The 19,184-nt window shown below is 59.9% G+C and carries 16 protein-coding genes, 1 other RNA gene, 3 pseudogenes and 1 riboswitch; of the genes and pseudogenes, 10 read left to right on the forward strand and 10 right to left on the reverse strand.

Going from position 1 to position 19,184, the window contains the following annotated elements; genetic code table 11:
- Positions 1–322: 322 nt before the first annotated feature.
- Complete coding sequence (locus tag F1563_RS14050) at positions 323–724, forward strand: hypothetical protein (protein ID WP_002527759.1); 402 nt, start codon at positions 323–325, stop codon at positions 722–724.
- Between the two features lie 4 nt (positions 725–728).
- Here the strand turns inward: F1563_RS14050 and F1563_RS04025 are convergent, their stop codons facing one another.
- Positions 729–926 (reverse strand): hypothetical protein, encoded by a 198-nt coding sequence (locus tag F1563_RS04025; RefSeq protein ID WP_002527760.1) that lies wholly within the window; start codon positions 924–926, stop codon positions 729–731.
- 35 nt (positions 927–961) lie between these two features.
- On the opposite strand from F1563_RS04025, the gene F1563_RS04030 reads away from it, so the two are divergent.
- The 4 genes from F1563_RS04030 to map all read left to right on the forward strand — a co-directional run bounded on the left by F1563_RS04030 (position 962) and on the right by map (position 4,022).
- Positions 962–2,134 (forward strand): FtsX-like permease family protein, encoded by a 1,173-nt coding sequence (locus F1563_RS04030; RefSeq protein WP_007433618.1) that lies wholly within the window; start codon positions 962–964, stop codon positions 2,132–2,134.
- Complete coding sequence (locus tag F1563_RS04035) at positions 2,022–2,378, forward strand: FtsX-like permease family protein (protein ID WP_308478938.1); 357 nt, start codon at positions 2,022–2,024, stop codon at positions 2,376–2,378. Before F1563_RS04030 ends, F1563_RS04035 begins: the two co-directional genes overlap by 113 nt.
- Positions 2,375–3,091: an ABC transporter ATP-binding protein gene (locus F1563_RS04040; protein ID WP_007433616.1), complete on the forward strand. Its 717-nt coding sequence runs from the start codon at positions 2,375–2,377 to the stop codon at positions 3,089–3,091. Before F1563_RS04035 ends, F1563_RS04040 begins: the two co-directional genes overlap by 4 nt.
- A 76-nt stretch (positions 3,092–3,167) precedes the next feature.
- Positions 3,168–4,022, forward strand: coding sequence for a type I methionyl aminopeptidase (gene map, locus F1563_RS04045; protein ID WP_172623565.1), 855 nt, complete (start codon positions 3,168–3,170; stop codon positions 4,020–4,022).
- A gap of 6 nt (positions 4,023–4,028) precedes the next feature.
- Here the strand turns inward: map and F1563_RS04050 are convergent, their stop codons facing one another.
- Positions 4,029–4,220, reverse strand: coding sequence for a hypothetical protein (locus tag F1563_RS04050; RefSeq protein ID WP_002546514.1), 192 nt, complete (start codon positions 4,218–4,220; stop codon positions 4,029–4,031).
- Positions 4,221–4,652: 432 nt separating this feature from the next.
- Here F1563_RS04050 and F1563_RS04055 point away from each other — a divergent pair.
- Both F1563_RS04055 and F1563_RS04060 read left to right on the forward strand, forming a co-directional pair.
- Positions 4,653–6,937: pseudogene (locus tag F1563_RS04055) on the forward strand (carbon starvation CstA family protein).
- A pseudogene (locus F1563_RS04060) lies at positions 6,934–7,148 on the forward strand (CstA-like transporter-associated (seleno)protein). Before F1563_RS04055 ends, F1563_RS04060 begins: the two co-directional pseudogenes overlap by 4 nt.
- A 189-nt stretch (positions 7,149–7,337) precedes the next feature.
- Here the strand turns inward: F1563_RS04060 and F1563_RS04065 are convergent.
- Positions 7,338–8,873 carry an MFS transporter gene (locus F1563_RS04065; protein WP_002527770.1) on the reverse strand — a complete coding sequence of 512 codons (1,536 nt, stop codon included), beginning with the start codon at positions 8,871–8,873 and terminating at the stop codon, positions 7,338–7,340.
- A gap of 323 nt (positions 8,874–9,196) precedes the next feature.
- Here F1563_RS04065 and F1563_RS04070 point away from each other — a divergent pair, with 323 nt between their 5' ends.
- Together F1563_RS04070 and F1563_RS04075 are read left to right on the forward strand one after the other, a co-directional pair.
- A complete protein-coding gene (locus F1563_RS04070) occupies positions 9,197–9,979 on the forward strand; it encodes a class I SAM-dependent methyltransferase (protein WP_007433612.1) in 783 nt (260 codons plus the stop codon).
- A gap of 105 nt (positions 9,980–10,084) precedes the next feature.
- Entirely contained in the window at positions 10,085–10,288 is a 204-nt protein-coding gene (locus F1563_RS04075; protein ID WP_002527773.1) for a hypothetical protein, read from the forward strand.
- Positions 10,289–10,546: 258 nt separating this feature from the next.
- On the opposite strand, the gene F1563_RS04080 is transcribed toward F1563_RS04075, so the two are convergent.
- The 6 genes from F1563_RS04080 to F1563_RS04105 all read right to left on the reverse strand — a co-directional run bounded on the left by F1563_RS04080 (position 10,547) and on the right by F1563_RS04105 (position 15,841).
- The gene (locus tag F1563_RS04080) at positions 10,547–11,338 is read right to left on the reverse strand and encodes a (2Fe-2S) ferredoxin domain-containing protein (RefSeq protein WP_002527774.1); all 792 of its coding nucleotides are present in this window, start codon (positions 11,336–11,338) and stop codon (positions 10,547–10,549) included.
- Positions 11,335–12,129 (reverse strand): ABC transporter ATP-binding protein, encoded by a 795-nt coding sequence (locus F1563_RS04085; protein ID WP_002527775.1) that lies wholly within the window; start codon positions 12,127–12,129, stop codon positions 11,335–11,337. The genes F1563_RS04080 and F1563_RS04085 overlap by 4 nt, the downstream gene beginning before the upstream one ends.
- Positions 12,126–13,160, reverse strand: coding sequence for a FecCD family ABC transporter permease (locus F1563_RS04090; RefSeq protein ID WP_002527776.1), 1,035 nt, complete (start codon positions 13,158–13,160; stop codon positions 12,126–12,128). The genes F1563_RS04085 and F1563_RS04090 overlap by 4 nt, the downstream gene beginning before the upstream one ends.
- Positions 13,157–14,164: an ABC transporter substrate-binding protein gene (locus tag F1563_RS04095; protein ID WP_002527777.1), complete on the reverse strand. Its 1,008-nt coding sequence runs from the start codon at positions 14,162–14,164 to the stop codon at positions 13,157–13,159. The genes F1563_RS04090 and F1563_RS04095 overlap by 4 nt, the downstream gene beginning before the upstream one ends.
- Before the next feature lie 41 nt (positions 14,165–14,205).
- A riboswitch (cobalamin riboswitch) is annotated at positions 14,206–14,390 on the reverse strand.
- Between the two features lie 274 nt (positions 14,391–14,664).
- An RNA gene (rnpB, locus tag F1563_RS04100) (RNase P RNA component class A) lies at positions 14,665–15,045 on the reverse strand.
- A 58-nt stretch (positions 15,046–15,103) separates the two neighbouring features.
- Positions 15,104–15,841, reverse strand: a complete 738-nt coding sequence (locus F1563_RS04105; protein WP_007433610.1) for a zinc ribbon domain-containing protein — start codon at positions 15,839–15,841, stop codon at positions 15,104–15,106.
- Between the two features lie 865 nt (positions 15,842–16,706).
- Between F1563_RS04105 and F1563_RS04110 the strand changes: the two genes are divergently transcribed.
- Positions 16,707–18,203 (forward strand): aminopeptidase P family protein, encoded by a 1,497-nt coding sequence (locus tag F1563_RS04110; protein ID WP_002527779.1) that lies wholly within the window; start codon positions 16,707–16,709, stop codon positions 18,201–18,203.
- A 30-nt stretch (positions 18,204–18,233) separates the two neighbouring features.
- Here the strand turns inward: F1563_RS04110 and F1563_RS04115 are convergent.
- A pseudogene (locus F1563_RS04115) lies at positions 18,234–19,106 on the reverse strand (COX15/CtaA family protein).
- Between the last annotated feature and the right edge of the window lie 78 nt (positions 19,107–19,184).

Genomic DNA, 19,184 nt, shown 5'->3' on the forward strand with positions numbered 1-19,184 from the left:
ACTTGACGGCGGTCGCAGCTCGGAATGGTTCTGGGCAATCATCATCGTCATTCTCGTCGTCACTGTTGTTGCTGCGTTCGTCTTACATCGAGGCACATCTCAAGATCACAACGCTGAGCCTGATCTCAACTCGTCATCTCCGACGGTCTCAGCCTGGAATGAGAAGTCGAACACCCCGTCTGCCAGTTCCTCAGCCGTCACCTGCCCGCAAGGTCAACATCCCGGAAATCAGGGCTCCAATGACGGCCGTCTGCATGGCGGTGGGGTCTCGGTGGAGTCCATCCCGAACTGGCGTCACGAAAACCTTACCCTGCCATGGGTCATGGGACAGTCAGCACAGATCGACGACGTCTATCCCGGCTGGATGAGTGTGTCGGGAGTTGGCGGCTTGCCGGTTGCCGAGGGGTTCTCTAATCCTCAGACGGCCGCATCCATGATGATGGATTGCTTCGCCAGCTCCGACTATTACATGGGATATACAGGAGAAAGGGAAATCCGCTCACAAGCCCTGACCATCGGTGGCCATCCGGCATGGTGGAAGCGCAGTGAGGTCTACGTCTCACTGCCTAACCTACCGCAGGTGCGAGGCGATGTTGTTGACGTCGTAGTCGTCAACACCGGCCAAACCGACTTCCTCGGGATGCACTTCAATTCCGCCACGATCGGGGATTCCGCCCGTCAGGCTTTGGTCGATCACGCCCGGGAATCTCTCAAAGTGGATTGACGGTCTAGTCGTCGCCGTCATCGTCGTCATTGAAGCGTGGATCGTTGTCCCAGGCAGCGTTGCGCGCTGCCACCGTGTCTAGTGCCTCGGCTGCCGCCTGAGGAGTCGGGTAGGGGCCAAGATGGTCGGCCGCCCTACACTCCCCAGCTCCCTCGACGGCGTGGTGCTTAAGGCACCAGAAGTATTCGCCCTGATCGGCCACAACATCCCCCTCATCTGGCTCGATATCATCCTAAGGTGACTCAGTCTCTTCTTACCTGCGGAGCCAGATTGACCCTGAAGATTGCCATTAACTCCGTAGCTAGGGGCGCCGCGTCGTGGCTAGCCCTCATCATCACCTCGGCGGTGCTCATGGTGGTTCTGACGCTGAGCATTGGCCTCATCGTCGCTGGCGCAAGTGCTCGGGGGGAGATTCAAGAAGCCTATGTCTCGATGGGTGGGGTTGCTCTGGGATTCACGGTGCTGACGGGGCTTATCTCTTTCCGACTCGTCGTGAGTACCTGCGTCAGACTGCAACGCCAGGATGTAGCGCTGTGGCAGATCGCCGGGGTTTTGCCAACTGCGGCACTGGCAATCATGATTGTCGAGATTTTCCTCGTCACCATCGTTTCAGCGCTCCTCGGAGGGCTGACCGCAATGGTCCTGTGGCCGGAATACACCCACTTCGTTGACGACAGCGGACTGCCTCACAGTGATGTTCTGACCGGTCCGCTACCTCTGGTGGCAATGGTCATCGGAATAGCGACAACGGCTGGAGTCAGTCTGCTCTCTGGAGTGAGATCAGCCAAGAAGGTCGTCCGCGAAGACCTCGTTAGTGCCTCCCAGTCGGGGATTCCTCCCAGCACGACCGTTGGCGCCAAAATCACTACTGCGATTGCAGCCATCGTGCTGGTGGCTGGAACGGTGACGCTGTACCTGGTGATCGGACATGCGGATCGGATATCGGACCCTGAGCAGTTGAATGAGGTCCTCACCTCCTATCCAGGGATGGGCCTGCTGAACTGCTTGCTGTTCGCGGTGGTTTCCCGTCCGCTCGTGCGCGCCCTGACGGCAGTCTTACGGGGCATCCCCCTGGGAACGCCTGGGTTTCTCGCGACTCGCGAGGCCAGTGCCAGGCCAGCACTCACGCGTGCCCTCGTCGTTCCCATCACTCTGGCAGCTGCGGCCGTGGGGGTCATGTCCAGCTGGATCCATGAACTGACATGGGTCATGGACACACTGGCGCCAGAGTCGGGATCCGTGTCAGCTCCGCCTCGACAACTCTTTTTACTACTTGGTGGACCTGTTGTCGTCGTGTGTGTGCGCAGCTGCCATCATCTTCGCCACGGCCTCCCACCGTCGGCGCGACAATGCCCTGCTGATGGTGTCGGGAGCCGCCACCCGCGACGTTATAGTCAAGGTCATCGTTGAAGCAGCGGTATATACCGTCGTCTGCTTGCTGTGTTCTTACACCATCGTCATTGCTAACGACGTCGCCATGGCCACAGCCTTGTCGGCCGGACCGGTGGGTTCAGTCCCAGTTTTAGTTCCCGGATGGTCTAGTGCCGCAGTTGTCGTATTCGGAGTCGTTCTTACCGTCACCATGCTCTTTATCATCACCGCAGCCGGAATGCGCAGGGAGCCCGTCAGTGTCATCCTCGGAGCACGTTCATGACACCTCTCATTAGCGCAACCGGCGTGCGTAAGGGATTTGGTCGGGGTTCCCAGCGTATGGAGGTCCTCAAAGGCGTTGACCTGGACGTCCATCCCGGAGAGTTCGTCACCATTGTCGGGTCTTCGGGAGCAGGTAAGTCGACTTTGCTGTATTGCCTGTGTGGCCTCAGATCTGCCGACCAGGGCCAGATTCTCCTGGCTGGTAACGACATCAGCTCGGCAAGCAAGACCCATCTGGCACGAATCAGACGCGACCATGTCGGATTCATCTTCCAGGACCTCAACCTCATCAGTTCGCTGAGTGTGCGCGACAACGTCGCCCTATCTGCCCGTCTCGCGCGGAGGAAGCCCCGCAAAGGCGAGATCCTGCGCGCTCTGGAAACTGTCGGGCTGAGCTCGTGCGCTCGCAAATACCCCAGTCAGCTGTCAGGAGGGCAACGGCAGCGGGTGGCCATCGCTCGGTTTCTCATCCGCCGACCCCATGTGATGTTCGCTGACGAACCCACCGGGTCTCTCGACGTTAGTGCCAGAGACACCATCCTCGAGTTACTGCGACGCACGGTCACCGAATCAACAGCGCTCGTCATGGTGACCCATGATCTTGATATCGCAGCAACCGCCGACCGCGTGATCGTGCTCGCCAACGGATGCAACGATCGGACGCTGACGCGCCCGACAGCAGCGGAGATCTTTGACGCCCTACATCGCTCTTAACGCATACTTGGAGCTCATTGACGCCATCAACCGTCGGAAAACAAGGAAACGTCCACAGAACCTACACTGGATCGATGTGAATGCCATCAAGCCGTATCCTCAGAGTCCTCGTCGTCACGTCCCCGGCAACATTGCCCGTCCGCCTTATGTTGGCCTGGGCGACGTTCCGGAAACCTATGACGGCTCCCACGTGCAGTCGGCCGAGACGATCACTGCCATGGAAGAGGCCGGCCGGATTGCTTGTGGTGCCATGCACGAGGCCGGAAAAGCCGTGGCACCCGGAGTCACCACTGACGAGCTCGATCGCATCGCCCACGAATATATGTGCGATCACGGCGCCTACCCGTCGACCCTCGACTACCGCAATTACCCTAAATCTTGTTGCACCAGCGTCAATGAAGTCATTTGCCACGGCATCCCCGATTCTCGGCCGCTAGAAGATGGTGACATCGTCAAGATCGACGTCACGGCGTATAAGAACGGTGTGCATGGCGACAATTGCTACACCTTCGGTTGTGGCAACGTTGACCAGGCATCCCTTGACCTGATCGAGCACACCCAGCAGGCGATGAACCGGGCGATCAAGGCTGTCAAGCCCGGTCGCTCAATCTCCATCATTGGTCGCATCATCGAGAACTACGCCAAGCGCTTCAGCTATGGCGTAGTGCGTGATTACACCGGCCACGGCGTCCACAGCGCCTTCCATTCCGGTCTCATCGTTTTCCACTATGACGAGCCGCACTATGACGTCACCCTTGAAGAAGGCATGACGCTGACCATCGAGCCGATGCTCACCCTGGGAGACCAGTCCAACCATCAATGGGATGACGGCTGGACAGTCCTCACCAATGATGGTTCCCGGTGCGCCCAATTCGAACAGACCCTCGTCGTCGAAAAGAACGGAGCGCGCATCCTCACCACCCTGGACTGACAAGCCTCACCGTTTGGCGGCCACCCGGGCTCGGCGAGCTCGCTGTATCGCCGGGTCAGAGTCGGGAACGACACCCACCAGGGAGCGGAAGTATTCCTCCCGTAGATGCGAGAGCACTTCAGGAGTTGGCCCCTGCTCGACGATGCGGCCTCGACTGAGGACCACAATGCGGGCTGCGATCTGCTCAACGACTGTCAAGTCGTGCGAGACAAGCAAGCAAACCCCAATTCGGCCTGCAAGCTACGCAACTTGGCTTGCACCGACACAGTGAAGTGGTACGTATCTCAACGGCAACGACGCATTCGCATGCCCATGCGCTGCCTCCCCCAAGGTATGGCCCGGTCTGATGGCACCTCGCACCTACGAGTCACCCAGCCAGCACGATGACCATATCATTATGCGAGATATAAGATCACATGTCGTGCAGTCGGGGCAATCGTTGATCGCGTCATATCGTTACGGGACCCTCGATCGTTTTCGTCAGCCAGCAGGGCGCGGAAGATGATCCAGCGGCGCCGGAGAAATCCCGATGGCGTAGTCTTTCTATCGGACTTGTCGGACGAAGGGGTGGGAGGCGCCATCCCGATTCCCACCACGCGGTCGGAACGAACGACACCACTGGAGGTCACTGTGGACACCGCCCCACCCCGTACGTACAACGACTCGGACATTCCCGAAGGTATGCCTGCCGTCAGCCTGTCGGACGAAGAGCGCACCCGTCAGCGACGATGGACGCCACTGCGCGTGACGATCTGGATCCTCATCTCCGCGGTCGCCGGGCTGGGCTGGTGGATGCTCGCCGTGCGACGTGGCGAAACGGTTAACGGCATCTGGTTCGTCTTCGCGGCCATCGGTTCGTATTTCATCGGCTACCGGTTCTACGCCAAGTACATTCAGGACAAGCTCGTCCATCCCGACGACAGCCGCGCCACCCCGGCCGAGTATGACTACAATGGCCGGGACTTCGCCCCCACGGATCGCCGCATCCTATACGGCCACCACTTCGCCGCCATCGCTGGCGCTGGCCCCCTCGTCGGCCCGGTGCTCTCGGCCCAGATGGGTTACCTCCCAAGCACGATCTGGATTATCGTCGGCGTCATCTTGGCAGGCGCCGTCCAGGATTACCTTGTTCTCGTCATCTCGATGAGACGCGGCGGACGGTCCCTCGGTCAGATGGCCAAAGACGAGTTGGGTCGCTTCGGAGGCATCGCTGCGCTTATCGCCACCTTGACAATCATGCTCATCATCGTGGCTATCCTGGCTATGGTCGTGGTCAACTCCCTGGCGGCTTCATCGTGGGGGGTGTGGAGCGTCGGCTTGACCATCCCAATCGCCCTGCTCATGGGCTTCTACCTGCGGTATCTGCGCCCGGGCAAAGTACTTGAAGTCTCGATCATCGGCATCGTTCTGCTCGTGCTGGCGATCGCATCAGGGGCCTGGATCGAGAACACCGCCGTTGCTAGTGCCCTCCATCTAAGCAAGCCGTTTTTGGCCTGGGCCATCATCATCTACGGATTCATCGCCGCAGTACTCCCCGTATGGATGCTGCTGGCTCCCCGTGACTACTTGTCCACTTTTATGAAGGTCGGCGTGATCGCGATGTTGGCGATATCGATCGTCATCGTCCGCCCGGTCATCAGCGTGCCAGCAATGACGGTCTACACCACCAACGGAGCAGGCCCGGTTTTCTCCGGAAAACTCTTCCCCTTCCTCTTCGTAACTATCGCGTGTGGAGCGCTATCGGGATTCCACGCCACGATCTCCTCTGGAACCACCCCAAAGCTCATCGAAAAGGAATCCCAGGCACGTCTCATCGGCTATGGCGGCATGCTCATGGAGTCCTTTGTAGCAATCATGGCTCTGGTGGCCGCCCTATCGGTGGACCGGGGCATTTACTTCGCTATGAATTCCCCAGCCGGTGCGACCGGAAATACCGTCAAGTCCGCCGTTGCTTACGTCAATTCTTTGGGCTTGTCGGGTGTGCACGCCAACGCCAACGCACTAACGACAACAGCCAAGCTCGTCGGCGAAACATCGATCGTCAGTCGAACCGGTGGCGCCCCCACCCTGGCTGTTGGTCTAGCGACGATCATGCACAAGATCTTTGGTGGCGAGGCCATGATGAGCTTCTGGTACCACTTCGCGATCATGTTTGAGGCCCTGTTCATCCTCACCTCGGTCGACGCTGGCACTCGCGTCGCCCGGTTCATGCTCTCCGATGCGCTGGGTAACTTCTGGCCCCGACTTAAGACCACTCGTGGAAAGTTGGCTCCTGGCTGACCACCGCAACCATGGTGGCTGGCTGGGGCTCGATCCTCCTCATGGGCGTCACCGATCCGTTGGGAGGCATCAACACCCTCTTCCCACTCTTCGGCATCGCTAACCAACTATTGGCAGCTGTCGCCCTGTCGATCTGCTTGGTGGTCTTTGCCCGAGCGGGCCATACGTGGCGGCTACTCATCATCTTCGTACCGATGCTCTTCACCGCCATCATCACGGTTTACGGATCCTGGCTGAAGATCTTCTCCCCCGATCCGAAGATCGGTTACTGGGCCAATCACATGACGTACAAGCGGGCCATCGCTGCCGGCAAGTCGTCGTTGGGACAAGCCAAGAACATCGAGGACATGCACACCGTCGTCGGCAATACAGCCATCCAGGGAACGATGTCAATCATCTTCGTCGTCTGTGCCCTCATCGTCATGATCGTGGCCTGTATTCGCACCGTCCAAGCACTGCATGGCCGCAACATTATCGACACCGAGGATCCAGCCAAGGCCTCCAAGATCTTTGCTCCCAGTGGTCTCATGCCCACCAAGGCCGAGAAAGACCTGCAAGCGGAGTGGGACGCCTTCTACGACAAGCACCCTGAGCTTGATCTGGAGAGTGTCCACAAAGACAAGGAGCATGCGTGACCACCGCGCCCCGGCACCAGCCCACCGACCCATTGTGGCGACGATACTGGTCGTCCCTGAGGTGGTGGGTGCGCGGCGTCACCGGCGCCGACGCCTACGCAACTACCTCGAATGGTGCCGTCACGCCCATCATGAGCCGATGTCGGAGAAGGCGTTCTGGCGTGACCAGTCCAATCGTCAGGACCGCAATCCTCAAGCGCGTTGCTGCTGAACGGAGGTGGCCGGAGCCAGTCGACCTGTGCCGACCGGCTCTGGAACATTTAGAAAAACGACCTTTGGTAGCGAACAACTATTCATAGTTACTTTCCTCGATGAGGTCCTCATCGAGGAAAGATCATGAGCGCAGGTGAATCGGAATCCGGCTCTTCCTCAATTGAGCCTGGTCAGTCGAGGAGCCTGGTCAGTCGAGTTCGCCGGCGTCTCTAAGCACCTTCTCGATGTCCAGGTCGGGGTTCTCATCCTGGGTCTCCACGAGATGATGGGCTTCCTCGTGAGTGAGAACGGTGGGCATTGCACCGGGCATCGGCTTGCCGGCACTCTCCCCCATGACGCGCACCGCGATGAATCCGGCCATCGACGTTCCCATAATCCAATACGCTGGAGCAAGCCGGTCCCCGGTAACGGTGACCAAAGCTTCCATGATGAATGGTGCCGTACCGGAGAACAGCGCAGCCGCAAGGTTGTATGACATTCCCATACCGCCATAGCGCGACGACGTGGGAAACAGTGCTGGCAGCGCGGATGCGAGGTTCGACACGTACAGGGCGACAGGCACGGCGAGCAGGAAAAGACCCAGCAGGGTCAACCACAACTGCCCGTGCATCATGAGCAGAAATGCCGGAATGGCCAGGAAGATGGCACCCACCGATCCGCCGAACAGCACGGGCCTGCGTCCGATCCGATCCGATAGTGCTCCGGCAACCGGTATACCCAAGCTCATAAGGACGAGCACCGGCAGGGTTAGCAGGTTTCCGTGCACGGTGTCGTAGCCCAGTGTCGTCGTCAGGTAAGTGGGCATATATGAGGTGACGGCGTAGCCGAGCGTGTTAGCGGCCGCGACTAGGACGAAGGCGGTGAGGATTTCACGCCAATAGCTGCGTACCAGGCCAGCGATCCCCTTGGTCGGGTTCTGATTGCGATTGGCGACTCCGGCCTGGGCCTGCAAATAGGCTGGTGAATCCTCAATCTTCAAGCGGAAATAGATGGCGATCAACGCGAGGGGCAAGGCGATAAGAAATGGTACGCGCCACACATATCCCTCCATCGCCGCACCCGACATGGTGAGCTGGAGCGACGACACGACGGCCGCACCGTTGGCAAATCCCAAGTAGGAACCGAGGTCAAGCAGCGAGGCATAAAACCCTCGATGCCTATCGGGAGCGTACTCGGTGATGAACGTCGTCGCCCCGGCGTACTCGCCGCCGGTCGAGAAACCCTGGGCGAGCTTAAGGACGATGAGCAAAATGGGCGCCCATGCTCCGATGACCGAATAGTCGGGCAGAATGCCAATAAGGAAGGTTGAGGCCGACATCATGGTGAGGGTGAGGGCAAGCACTCTGTGACGGCCTAAGCGGTCGCCTAGCTGCCCCAAGATGATTCCACCAAGTGGTCTCGCAACGAAGGTCACTGCGAACACGCCGAGTGAAAAGAGACTCTTGACGGATGGTGCGGCCTCGGGAAGGAAGACACGGCCGATGAGCACGGCCAGATACCCATAAACGCCGACGTCATACCACTCCATGAGATTGCCAACGATGGTCCCGGCAATGGCTTGGCGCATGGGCCCACGCTCGACGACGGTGACATCTTCCACCTGCAGTCGACGATGTCCATGAAGGTTCTGACCCGGCGCATCGTGCTTGCCATCTGGCGTCGGAGCCTGGTCCGCAGGCTTCTTGCGGCGGGGGGAGGAGGGGTGAAGGGGAGTCGGTGTCATGATTTCTCCCGGTTGCGGACAATACGCCGCGATCGTCCTACGCGACATCGGCACAGGGTGGACTCATACCGATCGGAAGACCAGTGAAGGAGCCGTGCGGCCATGCCCGATGATGCCACTCACAGTGTCATCCGATCTGAGACCTCAGCCAGTCGTCCTGGAGTCGCGGGCCCACGATCGCTGGTGAGCCACCTCGGCAGCTGTCACGTCCGCGCGACCGTCATACTTCACGATAACGTCGAATTTCACTCCGTCGCTGGTCCGCCAGTAGCCAACGCCTCCGTGCCGCATCGGCGTCACCCACGGCTTGTTATACTGCCGGCGTGTTTTCCCCCTTCGACGTCTGGGCTTCCTGTGACTACACCCCGATGGCCCGAAAGTTGCATCCCGCTTCCAGCGTCGTTGCCGCCGAGGTAGGCAGAATGATTCCCGCAGGAGCCACTGTCGTCGATATTGGCGCTGGGCACGGCGACACCACCAATGCCCTCCTTGACTCCGGTTTCGCGGTCACCGCGATCGAACCGGTTGGGCGGATGCGGAGAATCGGGAAACAGGCCGCGCCCCGTGCCACCTGGTCGTCGGCCACAGGAGAAGCCACCAGATTGGACCCCGAGTCCGTCGACGCGGTGGTCAGCTCCTTCGGGTCGATGTACTGCGACCCCGTCAAAGGTCCGGCCGAATGGGATCGCATCCTTCGCCCGGACGGGGCCTTGGTCATGGCGGTCTTCACCGACGAAGGGTTCCAAGCCACCATGACCAACCGCATGATGGAGATCTTTTCACCCAAAAGTTCCTCCATTCCCCCGCATGTGTTGTGGGGCCGTCCCGAGGTCGCTCGGGATCGTCTGGTCGCGCACTTCCACGACATCGCCCTGACTGAACGCACCATGAATTGGGACTTCGACGGCGTCGAGGCTGGCATGGACTTCTACCTGCACGGCAGCCCTGTCCATGCATGGTCGTTGCACAGTTGCCGAAGCACCGCACAACGTGACAATCTCCTTGCCGCCCTGCGGGATTATCTGGCTGAACACGTTGACGCCGACGGACACGTCCGTGCACAGCTCCACTACTGCGTTATCAGTGCTATCCGTCATCGTCGGTGACCCCTGTCGGAATATGCACATGGCTGCGCTGCTACTGGCGATCATCTGCCTCGCCTTTATCAGTCTCGGGCTACCAGACTCTTCGTCGGGGCCAGATGGCCGACCGTGCTTTTGGACTTGGGTGTTACAGTGTCGTGGGCGGGATTCCTTACGGTCGTTATCTCGGTCGGGACGACCATTTCCAGCCTGGCCTCCGCATGTCTGACTCGCCAGTTCGCCACCACCGGGGTGAAGGTCACCAGCGTCGCACTGACGACGACCGCGGCCCTGTCGGGATTAGATTCTCGATCTCGACCCAATTCTGGATGATGTGTCTATAAGCGGCCCCTATGGCCTAGGCGCGGGAGCCGTAGACGCCACTTTCAATACTACGCCGCGGTATCCTCCCAACACATGAACTGGTTACGCGGTTCCTGGGACGTGGAAGCTTAAATCGGCCCGTTCAGGCCTGACCGCTGGGTATGGCCAGCTGTGGGCTTACCGCACCATCATCATCCATGTCGTACTGACGGAGAGCCCTGTCGCTAGTTTGCCGTTATGGCGTCAAGAACACCACTATGTTGTGACCTACCTCATATCTGGTGTCGGCGGGGGCATCGACGCAGTAAGGGACGCTTCTTGGGGTGCGGAAAGATCCCTGACGATCTCGTCGATGTTGTCCTCGGTGAGGCGAAGACACTTGCCGTCGGGCCAGATCACCACCAGCGGGGCGTGATTGCAGGGAAACATGCAGCCGGTAACGGTGACGAGCACCTCGGTGTCGATGGCGTCAGCCTGAACCAACTTGTTGTGCAGCACGTCATGCAGAGCCACAGCCCCCTGTGCACAACACCTCGGCCCACGGCACACCAGCAGATGATGACGGAACGGCGGGAACTCCTCCCAAACCACGCTGCGCAACGGGGCCTCATTGCCGGTGACGGTGCGCCAATCGTCATCCATCTCCTGGCCCAGACGCACTGTCCCGGCGTAGACGACCACCTGCGCCGCGTCTGGGTGATTTCGCACCCAGTTCCCGGAGACCCGCCGCAGCCACGAGATCGGCACCGGGCCGTCTTGGGCGCTCCAGCCAACCAGTTCGATCCGGCGAGCTCCAGTGGAGGCCACGGCATCGAGGGTGCCGGTGAGATCGGAGGCATTGCCCTCCGACGAGGGGAAGCCAACGTGACCGCCTGCGGGTAATGGCGAATTTTTCTCTGCCGGGCTCGGCCCCTGCAAACAGGCGGACCGGTCCGCGCCCACCTGCTCGGCGATCTGACGGGCGATGTCTGCGTCAAAGGCATCACCCCATCTCAAAGACACCGCTATGCGGATCGTGGTTTCCATCTCTTCAGTGACGTCAGTTGTATCAGCGGTCATACATTCTCTAACCCGTGCCAAACGAAACCGCGACGTTGCGTCGTCCAGAAACTCCCTACCACCCCAAAGTGATCACGGACCACGTTAGAGGTCAGCACATCATCGGCAGGTCCAGTGGCCACCATGCGACCCGAGTCCAAAACGATGACGTCGTCTGCGTATGCGGCGGCCAGGTCGAGATCGTGGATGACGGTTATCGTCGTCAGCCCAAGACTTCGCACTCGCTCCAGCAGGTCGATCTGGTGACGCAGATCCAAGTGGTTGGTGGGCTCATCGAGCATGAGGATCTCAGGCTCCTGAGCCAGGGCACGCGCCAGTTGCACCCGTTGCTTCTCGCCACCTGATAGCGACGACCATGCCCGCTCGGAAAGCTCGACGACGCCGGTGGTAGCCATGGCCTCCTCGACGATCACGGCGTCGCGTCCACCACCGTGCTTGCCCATACGCCATCGTCCACGATGCGGAATGCGCCCCAGCCCCACGACGTCGCGCACCGTCAGTTCGACATGAGCCGACGAATTCTGCTCCAGCAGGGCCATCATCCCGGAACGCTCCTTGATGCCGATCCGGGCGAGATCACGCTTCCCCAGCCACACTCGTCCTTCGCCTGGCTTGCGCAGCCCCGCGAGTAGATGAAGCAGGGTGGTCTTGCCGGATCCGTTGAGGCCAATAATCATCGACATGACCTGGGGACGAATTTCCACGCTAACCCCTGACAGAATCGTCTTTCCGTCCACGCTCCAACCAAGGCTCTCAGCCCTCAATACTGCTGGCACTGTGACCGCCGTCATGATCTCGAGGCCTGTCGACGCAAAAGCACGACCAGCACCGGAGCCCCGATGATTGCCGTGATGACGCCCACTGGGATTTCAGTGTCAGGGCGCAGGCATCGTGCGGCGGTGTCTGACCACACCATGAGCAGCGCTCCGGTCAGGGCAGATACCGGCAAGAGACGGGCGTGACGGACCCCGGTCCAGAACCTCACGATGTGAGGACCCGTGAGCCCAACAAAGCCGATAGGCCCGGCGAAAGCCACGCTGAGGGCCGTCAGCAGAGCGGCGCTGACCATGATCGCCCAGCGAACGATGTTCACCGGAACACCCAACGACATGGCACTAATATCTCCAAACGCGAAAGCGTCAAGGACGTGGCACAAGGCCATACCGACGACCAGCGCAGGCACGGTCGCGACAACCAAGGTGATCGTCGACCCCCACCTCAGCCCGGCGAAGGACCCAAGCGTCCATGACAGAGCCGAACGGGCCGCATTCGACTCCCCGAAAACCATGATCATCACCGACACCGCTGCCCCGCATAGCTGGCCTACGGCTACACCGGCCAGAATTGTCCGGCTGGCAGGTAATTCCCCTGATCTGCCAGTGGCCATCGCCAGCACCATGACCAAGGCTCCGATGGCTCCGACAAAGGAGGCCAGGGCCATGAGGGCCGACTGCCCGAGAGCGCTGGAAACCCCGACGACCAGGACGAAGACCGCCCCGACCGATGCACCGCTGGAAATACCTAGTAGGTACGGATCAGCCAAGTCGTTGCCAGTCAGAGTCTGCAACACTGCGCCACACATCGCCAACAAAGCACCAACAGCCATCGATCCGATGACTCGCGGGGCCCGCATCTGCCAGACGATCTGATCATCGAGGACCGTGACATCAGCCCCCTCGATGAGCCGAAAACGTCGCGCAACCACCCGTGCGACGTCGTGAACCGGGACTCGGACCGCCCCGATCCCCAGGACTATAAGAGCACTACCGATCAGGGCAGCAACGACAATGCCAAGCAGGAACCATCCGCGCCAGCGGCTCACTTCCCGGCGACCTTGGCCAGGCCGTCATTGAGGGTCTTGGCTCCGTCAACCAGCTCAGCACCAGGGGTGCTCTGAGAAAATGGCACGGTGACGAACTTGTTTTCTTTGACCGCCTTCATCTGGCTGAGAACGGGGTCCTTCTTTAGATAAGCGATTTTGTCCTTGGCTGTTGACCAATCGGCGTCCGCAACGACGATGACGTCTGGATTGGAACTAACGATCTTCTCCCATGAACCGTCAGCCCAACCCCCATCGAGGTTCGCGAAAAGGTTCCTGGCCCCGACGGCGTCCATGAGCAGCTGCGGGCCGCCATGACCAGCTCCGATGAATGGAACCTTCTCACCCGAGTCAAACCACACGATCGAGGTCCCACCGCCATGTTTGTTACCGGTGACTTCTTTGAGGGACTTACGCTGTCCGGCGATGGCTTTGTCAGTGGCGTTTTCGGCCCCGACGAGGGTCCCAACCTCTCTCATCTCCTTCCACACATTCGCCCAAGTGGCCTCGGCTGACCGGGTACCTTTGGGACATCCGAAGGGGCTGATATATGTGGCGATTCCCTGCTTCTTCAACTCCTCGCGTGTTCCCACCGCTTTATCGGTAAAAGCGCTCGAATACGAGGACAAGGCCAGATCAGGCTTGGCAGCCAAGAAGGTCTCCTTGGACGGATACTCCTTAGAGAGCACCTTGACCGAATCGTAGGCTTTCTTCCACTTCGCGGGGATCCCACTATCAAGATAGGCGGTCCCGACGAGTTTGGTCTGACCACCGATAGCCAACACGTCCTCAGTAGCTCCTTGATTGAGAGTCACAGCCCGGGTGGCCGGCTTGTCAAGGGTGACCTTCTGACCACAGTTGGTGATAGTGATTGGACCAGCGCCAGACTGGGAGGACGACGCTGACGATGTGGAATCCTTGGGGGCGCCGGCGCATCCGGCCAGCAGGACGACGGGAAGTACCGATGCCACGACAGCGCGGCGAAGGTGCGACGGGGTGACGGACATGAGGAAGCCTACTTTCTGTGATCGGCGTGCGCGGCCGGGAAACGACAGGACGTCGTCAGGTGGTCTTCGGGCTCGACCTCGTCTCCATTCCCAACGCCTTCCCAGCGCCGGTGGCACCAGTGGTTCGGCCGGGGCGGATCAGTCATACCGCTGCGCGTCAGCTCCGGCTTCTCACCGGATTCCAGCGCTGGTGTGGCCACCAGCAACCTGACGCGAGGATGTTAGCACTCCATTCGTATACCAATGTTCTAGGGCTTCTTTACACACCAAGCCTCACCGTCGAGATCCACCCATTACAGTCCGTCAAGGTCGGCACTGTTCGTTCCTGCCAATACCGTCAGAATTCGGAGGGGTAACGTCATCATCAGCGTTTTTGACAGGAATGGACAGTATCAACGACACTTCTGCCCTCAAATCGAAACAGCGGCCTTTACGACGGCACGACAACGGCACAGGACCCAGTCAGCCCAGACAAATCCCCTAGTCAGATCGGAAATATAGGGACGAGCCATCCTGTAAGCCGGGTTCTGTAGCCCTCCGGGCCGGTGACCATCCATCTGTGAACACCATTGCTGGTGTCCTCCAGCCTTTCGGCTGCGCGGCCTACCCGAACGCTCGGGCGAGCGACCCTCAAACACGTCCGCGACCTCACGATCTTCTTGGCCTTGCTCCAGGTGGGGTTTGCCATGCCGTCACCGTCACCGATGACGCGGTGGGCTCTTACCCCGCCGTTTCACCCTCACCGATCCGAAGACCGGCAGTTTGTTTTCTGTGGCACTTTCCCGCGGGTCACCCCGGGTGGGCGTTACCCACCACCCTGCTCTATGGAGCCCGGACTTTCCTCGACAACTCGCCGCTGCCGCGATCACCCGGATGGCTCGTCCGACAGTCAATTCTACGGATATCCCGGCATCACCGCCACACGGTGACGAAGAGGTCTCAGATTGACTCTCCGGTACGCACTAGGATGCGATTGCATTCCTCGCATCGCACCACCTCATCGTCAGCAGCTGTCTCGTATCTGCGCAGGTCAGCAGCATTGGCGGCGATACCGCATCCCTCACACACCCCATGCACTAATTTTGTGCACCCCAAGCCGGTGCGCTCGCGCAGTAGCTCATACAGCTTCAAGAGTTCAGCTGGGATGCCTCCCGCTTGGGTCTGGCGCATCCGTCGCAGTTCGCCCAGCTCGTCGTCAATACCCTTGAGACCGGCGTCGCGGGAGGCCAATACGGTGCGGATGTGTCCGTCGAGTTCGATCCGGCGTCGATCGGCGTCGGCATGGGCCCGCTCGGCATCCTCAACGGCTTGCATGACGTCAAGTTCGGCGTCCTCTAATCGCGAGATGCGACGTCCGAGGTGCTCAATTTCTTCAGTCAGCCCACGCAACGCTTTGTGATCGGTAATAGTGCCTGCGTCTACAGTTTTTTGGTTACGCTCCATTCGAGCACGAGCTGGCTCGAGGTCGCCCTCGATACGCTCCTGCTCCATCTTGGCGTCCGATAAAGCGGTGGACTTAGCGACGACCTCCTCCGCAAGCGTTCGCCGCTGCACTGCGAGATCCTTGAGTGCAGCCAACTCGGGCAGGGTCTGACGACGATGCTCTACTTGGGCGATCCGCCGGTCAGTCTGAGCAAGGTCCAGAAGCTTCCACTGATCCTGTGCCGCAGCTTTCACGCTTGCCTCCTGCGTTCCGTGGCCCTGTTGACATGTGAAGTTCAGCCTACCGCCTGTCGACATGACTCTGGGCATGTAGGCAGCCGACCCGACGACAAATTCGAGCTCCCTAGCCCCGGCGTGAACTTCCAACGGCAACTGTCTCTGCCGACGCCGCCTACTCGGCAACTAACTATCGGGCAATCCCGCTCCAACCTCGTATGGATATGGACAGCAGTATGTCTACGCTCCTTTTACCGCATACCACCGTACCCCCGCTGCCAATCACATTTGCCGCAACCTCCAGCACCTGTTGGAGAACGCCTTATAAGCCATCTCAGGAAAACATTCCCATAGCAATATCTGATCCCCCCTGGAACTCCGGCATGTGAAATCGACGCAATTATGAAAGAAAACCCCTCTCTGCACAGGACACCTCACCAAACTCATAGGAAAGAAACCTACAACGCATCTCAGCTCCCTTCGGAACAATAGACCATCCTAGCTGCTTGTGCAGATGCCACATCCGTTAAAGCATCTCACAAGATTCAGGTCTCAGTGATACCAACGACGAAGATTTCACCCTCCTTAAGAAAATCAATCTCTATTCGTAAATTTAACGATACAGTCAATTGCCCCGAGTAGAACAGTTCTTTCGAGTTCTAGTCATAGCTCAACGCGATACTCACACTTATCGGCCTGTCTTTCCGCGGGCTGCCACGGCGAAGTTGTCATTCAATACCAACCCTATGGATGCTACGCGACGGATACCCGACTGGGCTGGAGCACGTCCGCGCATCCCCATGAAACCCTCTGGGCCCCGAAGCATCCATGTCATTGAGACCTACACTGGAGGGAACACTCAACAATCAGCGGAGGTCCGAATATGACCGAGACGAGGCCCACAGAGGTTAACGAGCAACTGAAGCAGGCGGAAGAGCAGAAGGTCCCGAAGCGTCAGACCCCGTTCTCCAAGGCTTTCGTCGAATTCATTCCGACCGACTGGGCCCCCTACCCCGACGAGTTACCCGCGCCGCTCAGCTCGGTGCCCTCGGCTACCGCACACCGCGACGCCCTGGCCGCCCGCTTCGACGGTGATCGCCTAGTCATCCCCGCCGGACATCTCATGCGTCGTAACAACGACTGTGACTACCCTTTCCGTCCCAACACCGCCTTCGCCTACTACTCGGGTTTGGGCACCGACCGGGAGCCCAATGCGGTCCTCGTCGTCGAGACCACTGCCCAGACTCGCGACGTGCTGTACTTCAAGCCGCGTGCGCCCCGCACCGACCGCGAGTTCTATGCCGACCCGACGTACGGCGAGATGTGGGTTGGCCAGCGAGAGTCCCTCGACGAGATGGCGGCCATGACGGGGCTTGTCTGTCGTGACATCTCGCAACTTGACGACGCCCTATCAACCGGAGACACCACAGTGCGAGTCATTCGCGATGCCGATGAGAATGTCACCGCTACGGTCGACACATTGCGGCCCCGGGGTTGCGAAGATGCCGACGACGAATTCTACGAGTTTTCTTCGGCCGCCCGCTTCTGCAAGGACGACTGGGAGGTCGAGCAGCTGCGGGATGCCTGCCGTAAGTCCAAGGTAGGCTTCGAGTCCATGATCGCCGAGATCCCGGAAGCCGTCCGCAAGGGTCGAGGCGAGCGTTGGATGGAGGGCACTTTCGGACGCGTCGCCCGCCATCTCGGCAATGAGGTCGGCTACGGCTCGATCTGCGCTGCGGGCGACCACGCCAACACCCTGCACTGGGTACGTAACGACGGCGATTTGCGCCCCGGCGAACTTATTCTTATCGACGCAGGGATCGAGGTCGACTCGCTCTACACCGCCGATATAACCCGTACCCTACCTATCTCGGGAACCTTCTCCCCCGCCCAACGTCGCGTCTACCGGGCTGTCCTGGAAGCCCAAGACGCAGCGGCCGCCGTTGCCAAGGTAGGCCACGACCACGCCGAAATCCACCAAGCAGCAATTCGCGTCATCTGCGAATACCTGCACGAATGGGGGATTCTACCGGTCAGCGTCGAGGACTCACTGTCCCCTGAAGGTGGCCAGCACCGCCGATGGATGGTTCACGGCACGTCCCACCACCTCGGCCTGGACGTCCACGACTGCAACCAGGCACGTCGTCAGGACTACTCCGGCCCGCTCAAGAAGGGCATGTGCGTCTCCGACGAGCCGGGTATCTACTTCAAACAGACCGACCTGCTGGTCCCCGAAGAGTTTCGCGGCATCGGCGTGCGCATTGAGGACGATCTATGTATCACTGACGGTGAACCCGAGTGGCTATCCAAGGATTGTCCGCGTCAGATCGACGACGTCGAAGCATGGATAGCGGACATCTGGGGACGCACATCTCACTGATCCACTATCGGTGCGCAGTGCCCAGGATTCTCAGCCCTTGGCACTGCGCATCGTCGCCGTCATGGTCAAGCAGAGGATGAGCACGGCGGGGATGGCATGCAGAGTTCCCAGGCCGTGGTTGGATTCTTTGACGACGATAAGTACCCCTGCGACGAGCTCAACGACGATGAGCACAGCGCAGAGAATGTCCCAGCCATTGCGACGCCCCCAGCGAGCCACGAGGAAGACGATCGCGAGCAGCATCCCGATTCCAGTAATGACCTGCTGAGCAACCCAGCCGGCGAGAGGTCCGTCCCCGGCACCACGCACAAACATCGCCCAGCCCATGCATCAGGTCAGCGACCCGGAACCCGCCACCTGCACAGCGAAGAAATGGCCGACGACGAGGAAGACGACAGCTCCAATCCCAAGCTTGGTCCGTCCGTTCCAGATCCACGGCGACCGAGGCTTACGCGCCACGAAGTAGGCCCGCCACATGGCTCCCATGGAGATAATCGCAGCAAGCAGGTCGAAAGAGGCTTCAATCGAGTTGATCCCCCACTTGATGGTCATCATGCCGAACACGCCGGACGTCAACGCTCCCAGCAGTGCCACGACCGGGAGGGCGACGAGCAACTTGTCCGCGCGTCGGTAGACCACGCCGGCGATAACGCTGGCGACCGCAACCAGCCCCACCGAGGCGGATATGACGCGGTGGATGAACTCGACCCAGGGCTGGGTAGCGTCCAATGGAGTGAGACGACCAACGTAGCAACCGGGCCAATTCGGACACGAGGCGGAGGCATCAGTGGCACACACCGTCGACCCCAGCGCCAGGGTGACAGTGATGACGACGGCAGTGACAGCGAAAAGAACCACCACCCCTCTCGGCACGACGTTCTTGGTTGCGACGGTGTTGGTCATAACGTTCCTCGATGGTGCTGGCCGCCGTTAGACGGTACAAGCGTCGACGGCGTGGACTGTCCGATACTGCCACCACCA

Origin of the sequence: Cutibacterium modestum (genome assembly GCF_008326345.1) — a bacterium.
Lineage (GTDB): Bacteria > Actinomycetota > Actinomycetes > Propionibacteriales > Propionibacteriaceae > Cutibacterium > Cutibacterium modestum.

Bases quoted from the DNA above. Each gene is read 5' to 3' on its own strand.
- F1563_RS14050 (WP_002527759.1), top strand. From the start codon at position 323: ATGGGACAGTCAGCACAGATCGACGACGTCTATCCCGGCTGGATGAGT.
- F1563_RS04040 (WP_007433616.1), top strand. From the start codon at position 2,375: ATGACACCTCTCATTAGCGCAACCGGCGTGCGTAAGGGATTTGGTCGG.
- F1563_RS04065 (WP_002527770.1), bottom strand. From the start codon at position 8,873: ATGACACCGACTCCCCTTCACCCCTCCTCCCCCCGCCGCAAGAAGCCT.
- F1563_RS04080 (WP_002527774.1), bottom strand. From the start codon at position 11,338: ATGACCGCTGATACAACTGACGTCACTGAAGAGATGGAAACCACGATC.
- F1563_RS04085 (WP_002527775.1), bottom strand. From the start codon at position 12,129: ATGACGGCGGTCACAGTGCCAGCAGTATTGAGGGCTGAGAGCCTTGGT.
- F1563_RS04095 (WP_002527777.1), bottom strand. From the start codon at position 14,164: ATGTCCGTCACCCCGTCGCACCTTCGCCGCGCTGTCGTGGCATCGGTA.
- F1563_RS04110 (WP_002527779.1), top strand. From the start codon at position 16,707: ATGACCGAGACGAGGCCCACAGAGGTTAACGAGCAACTGAAGCAGGCG.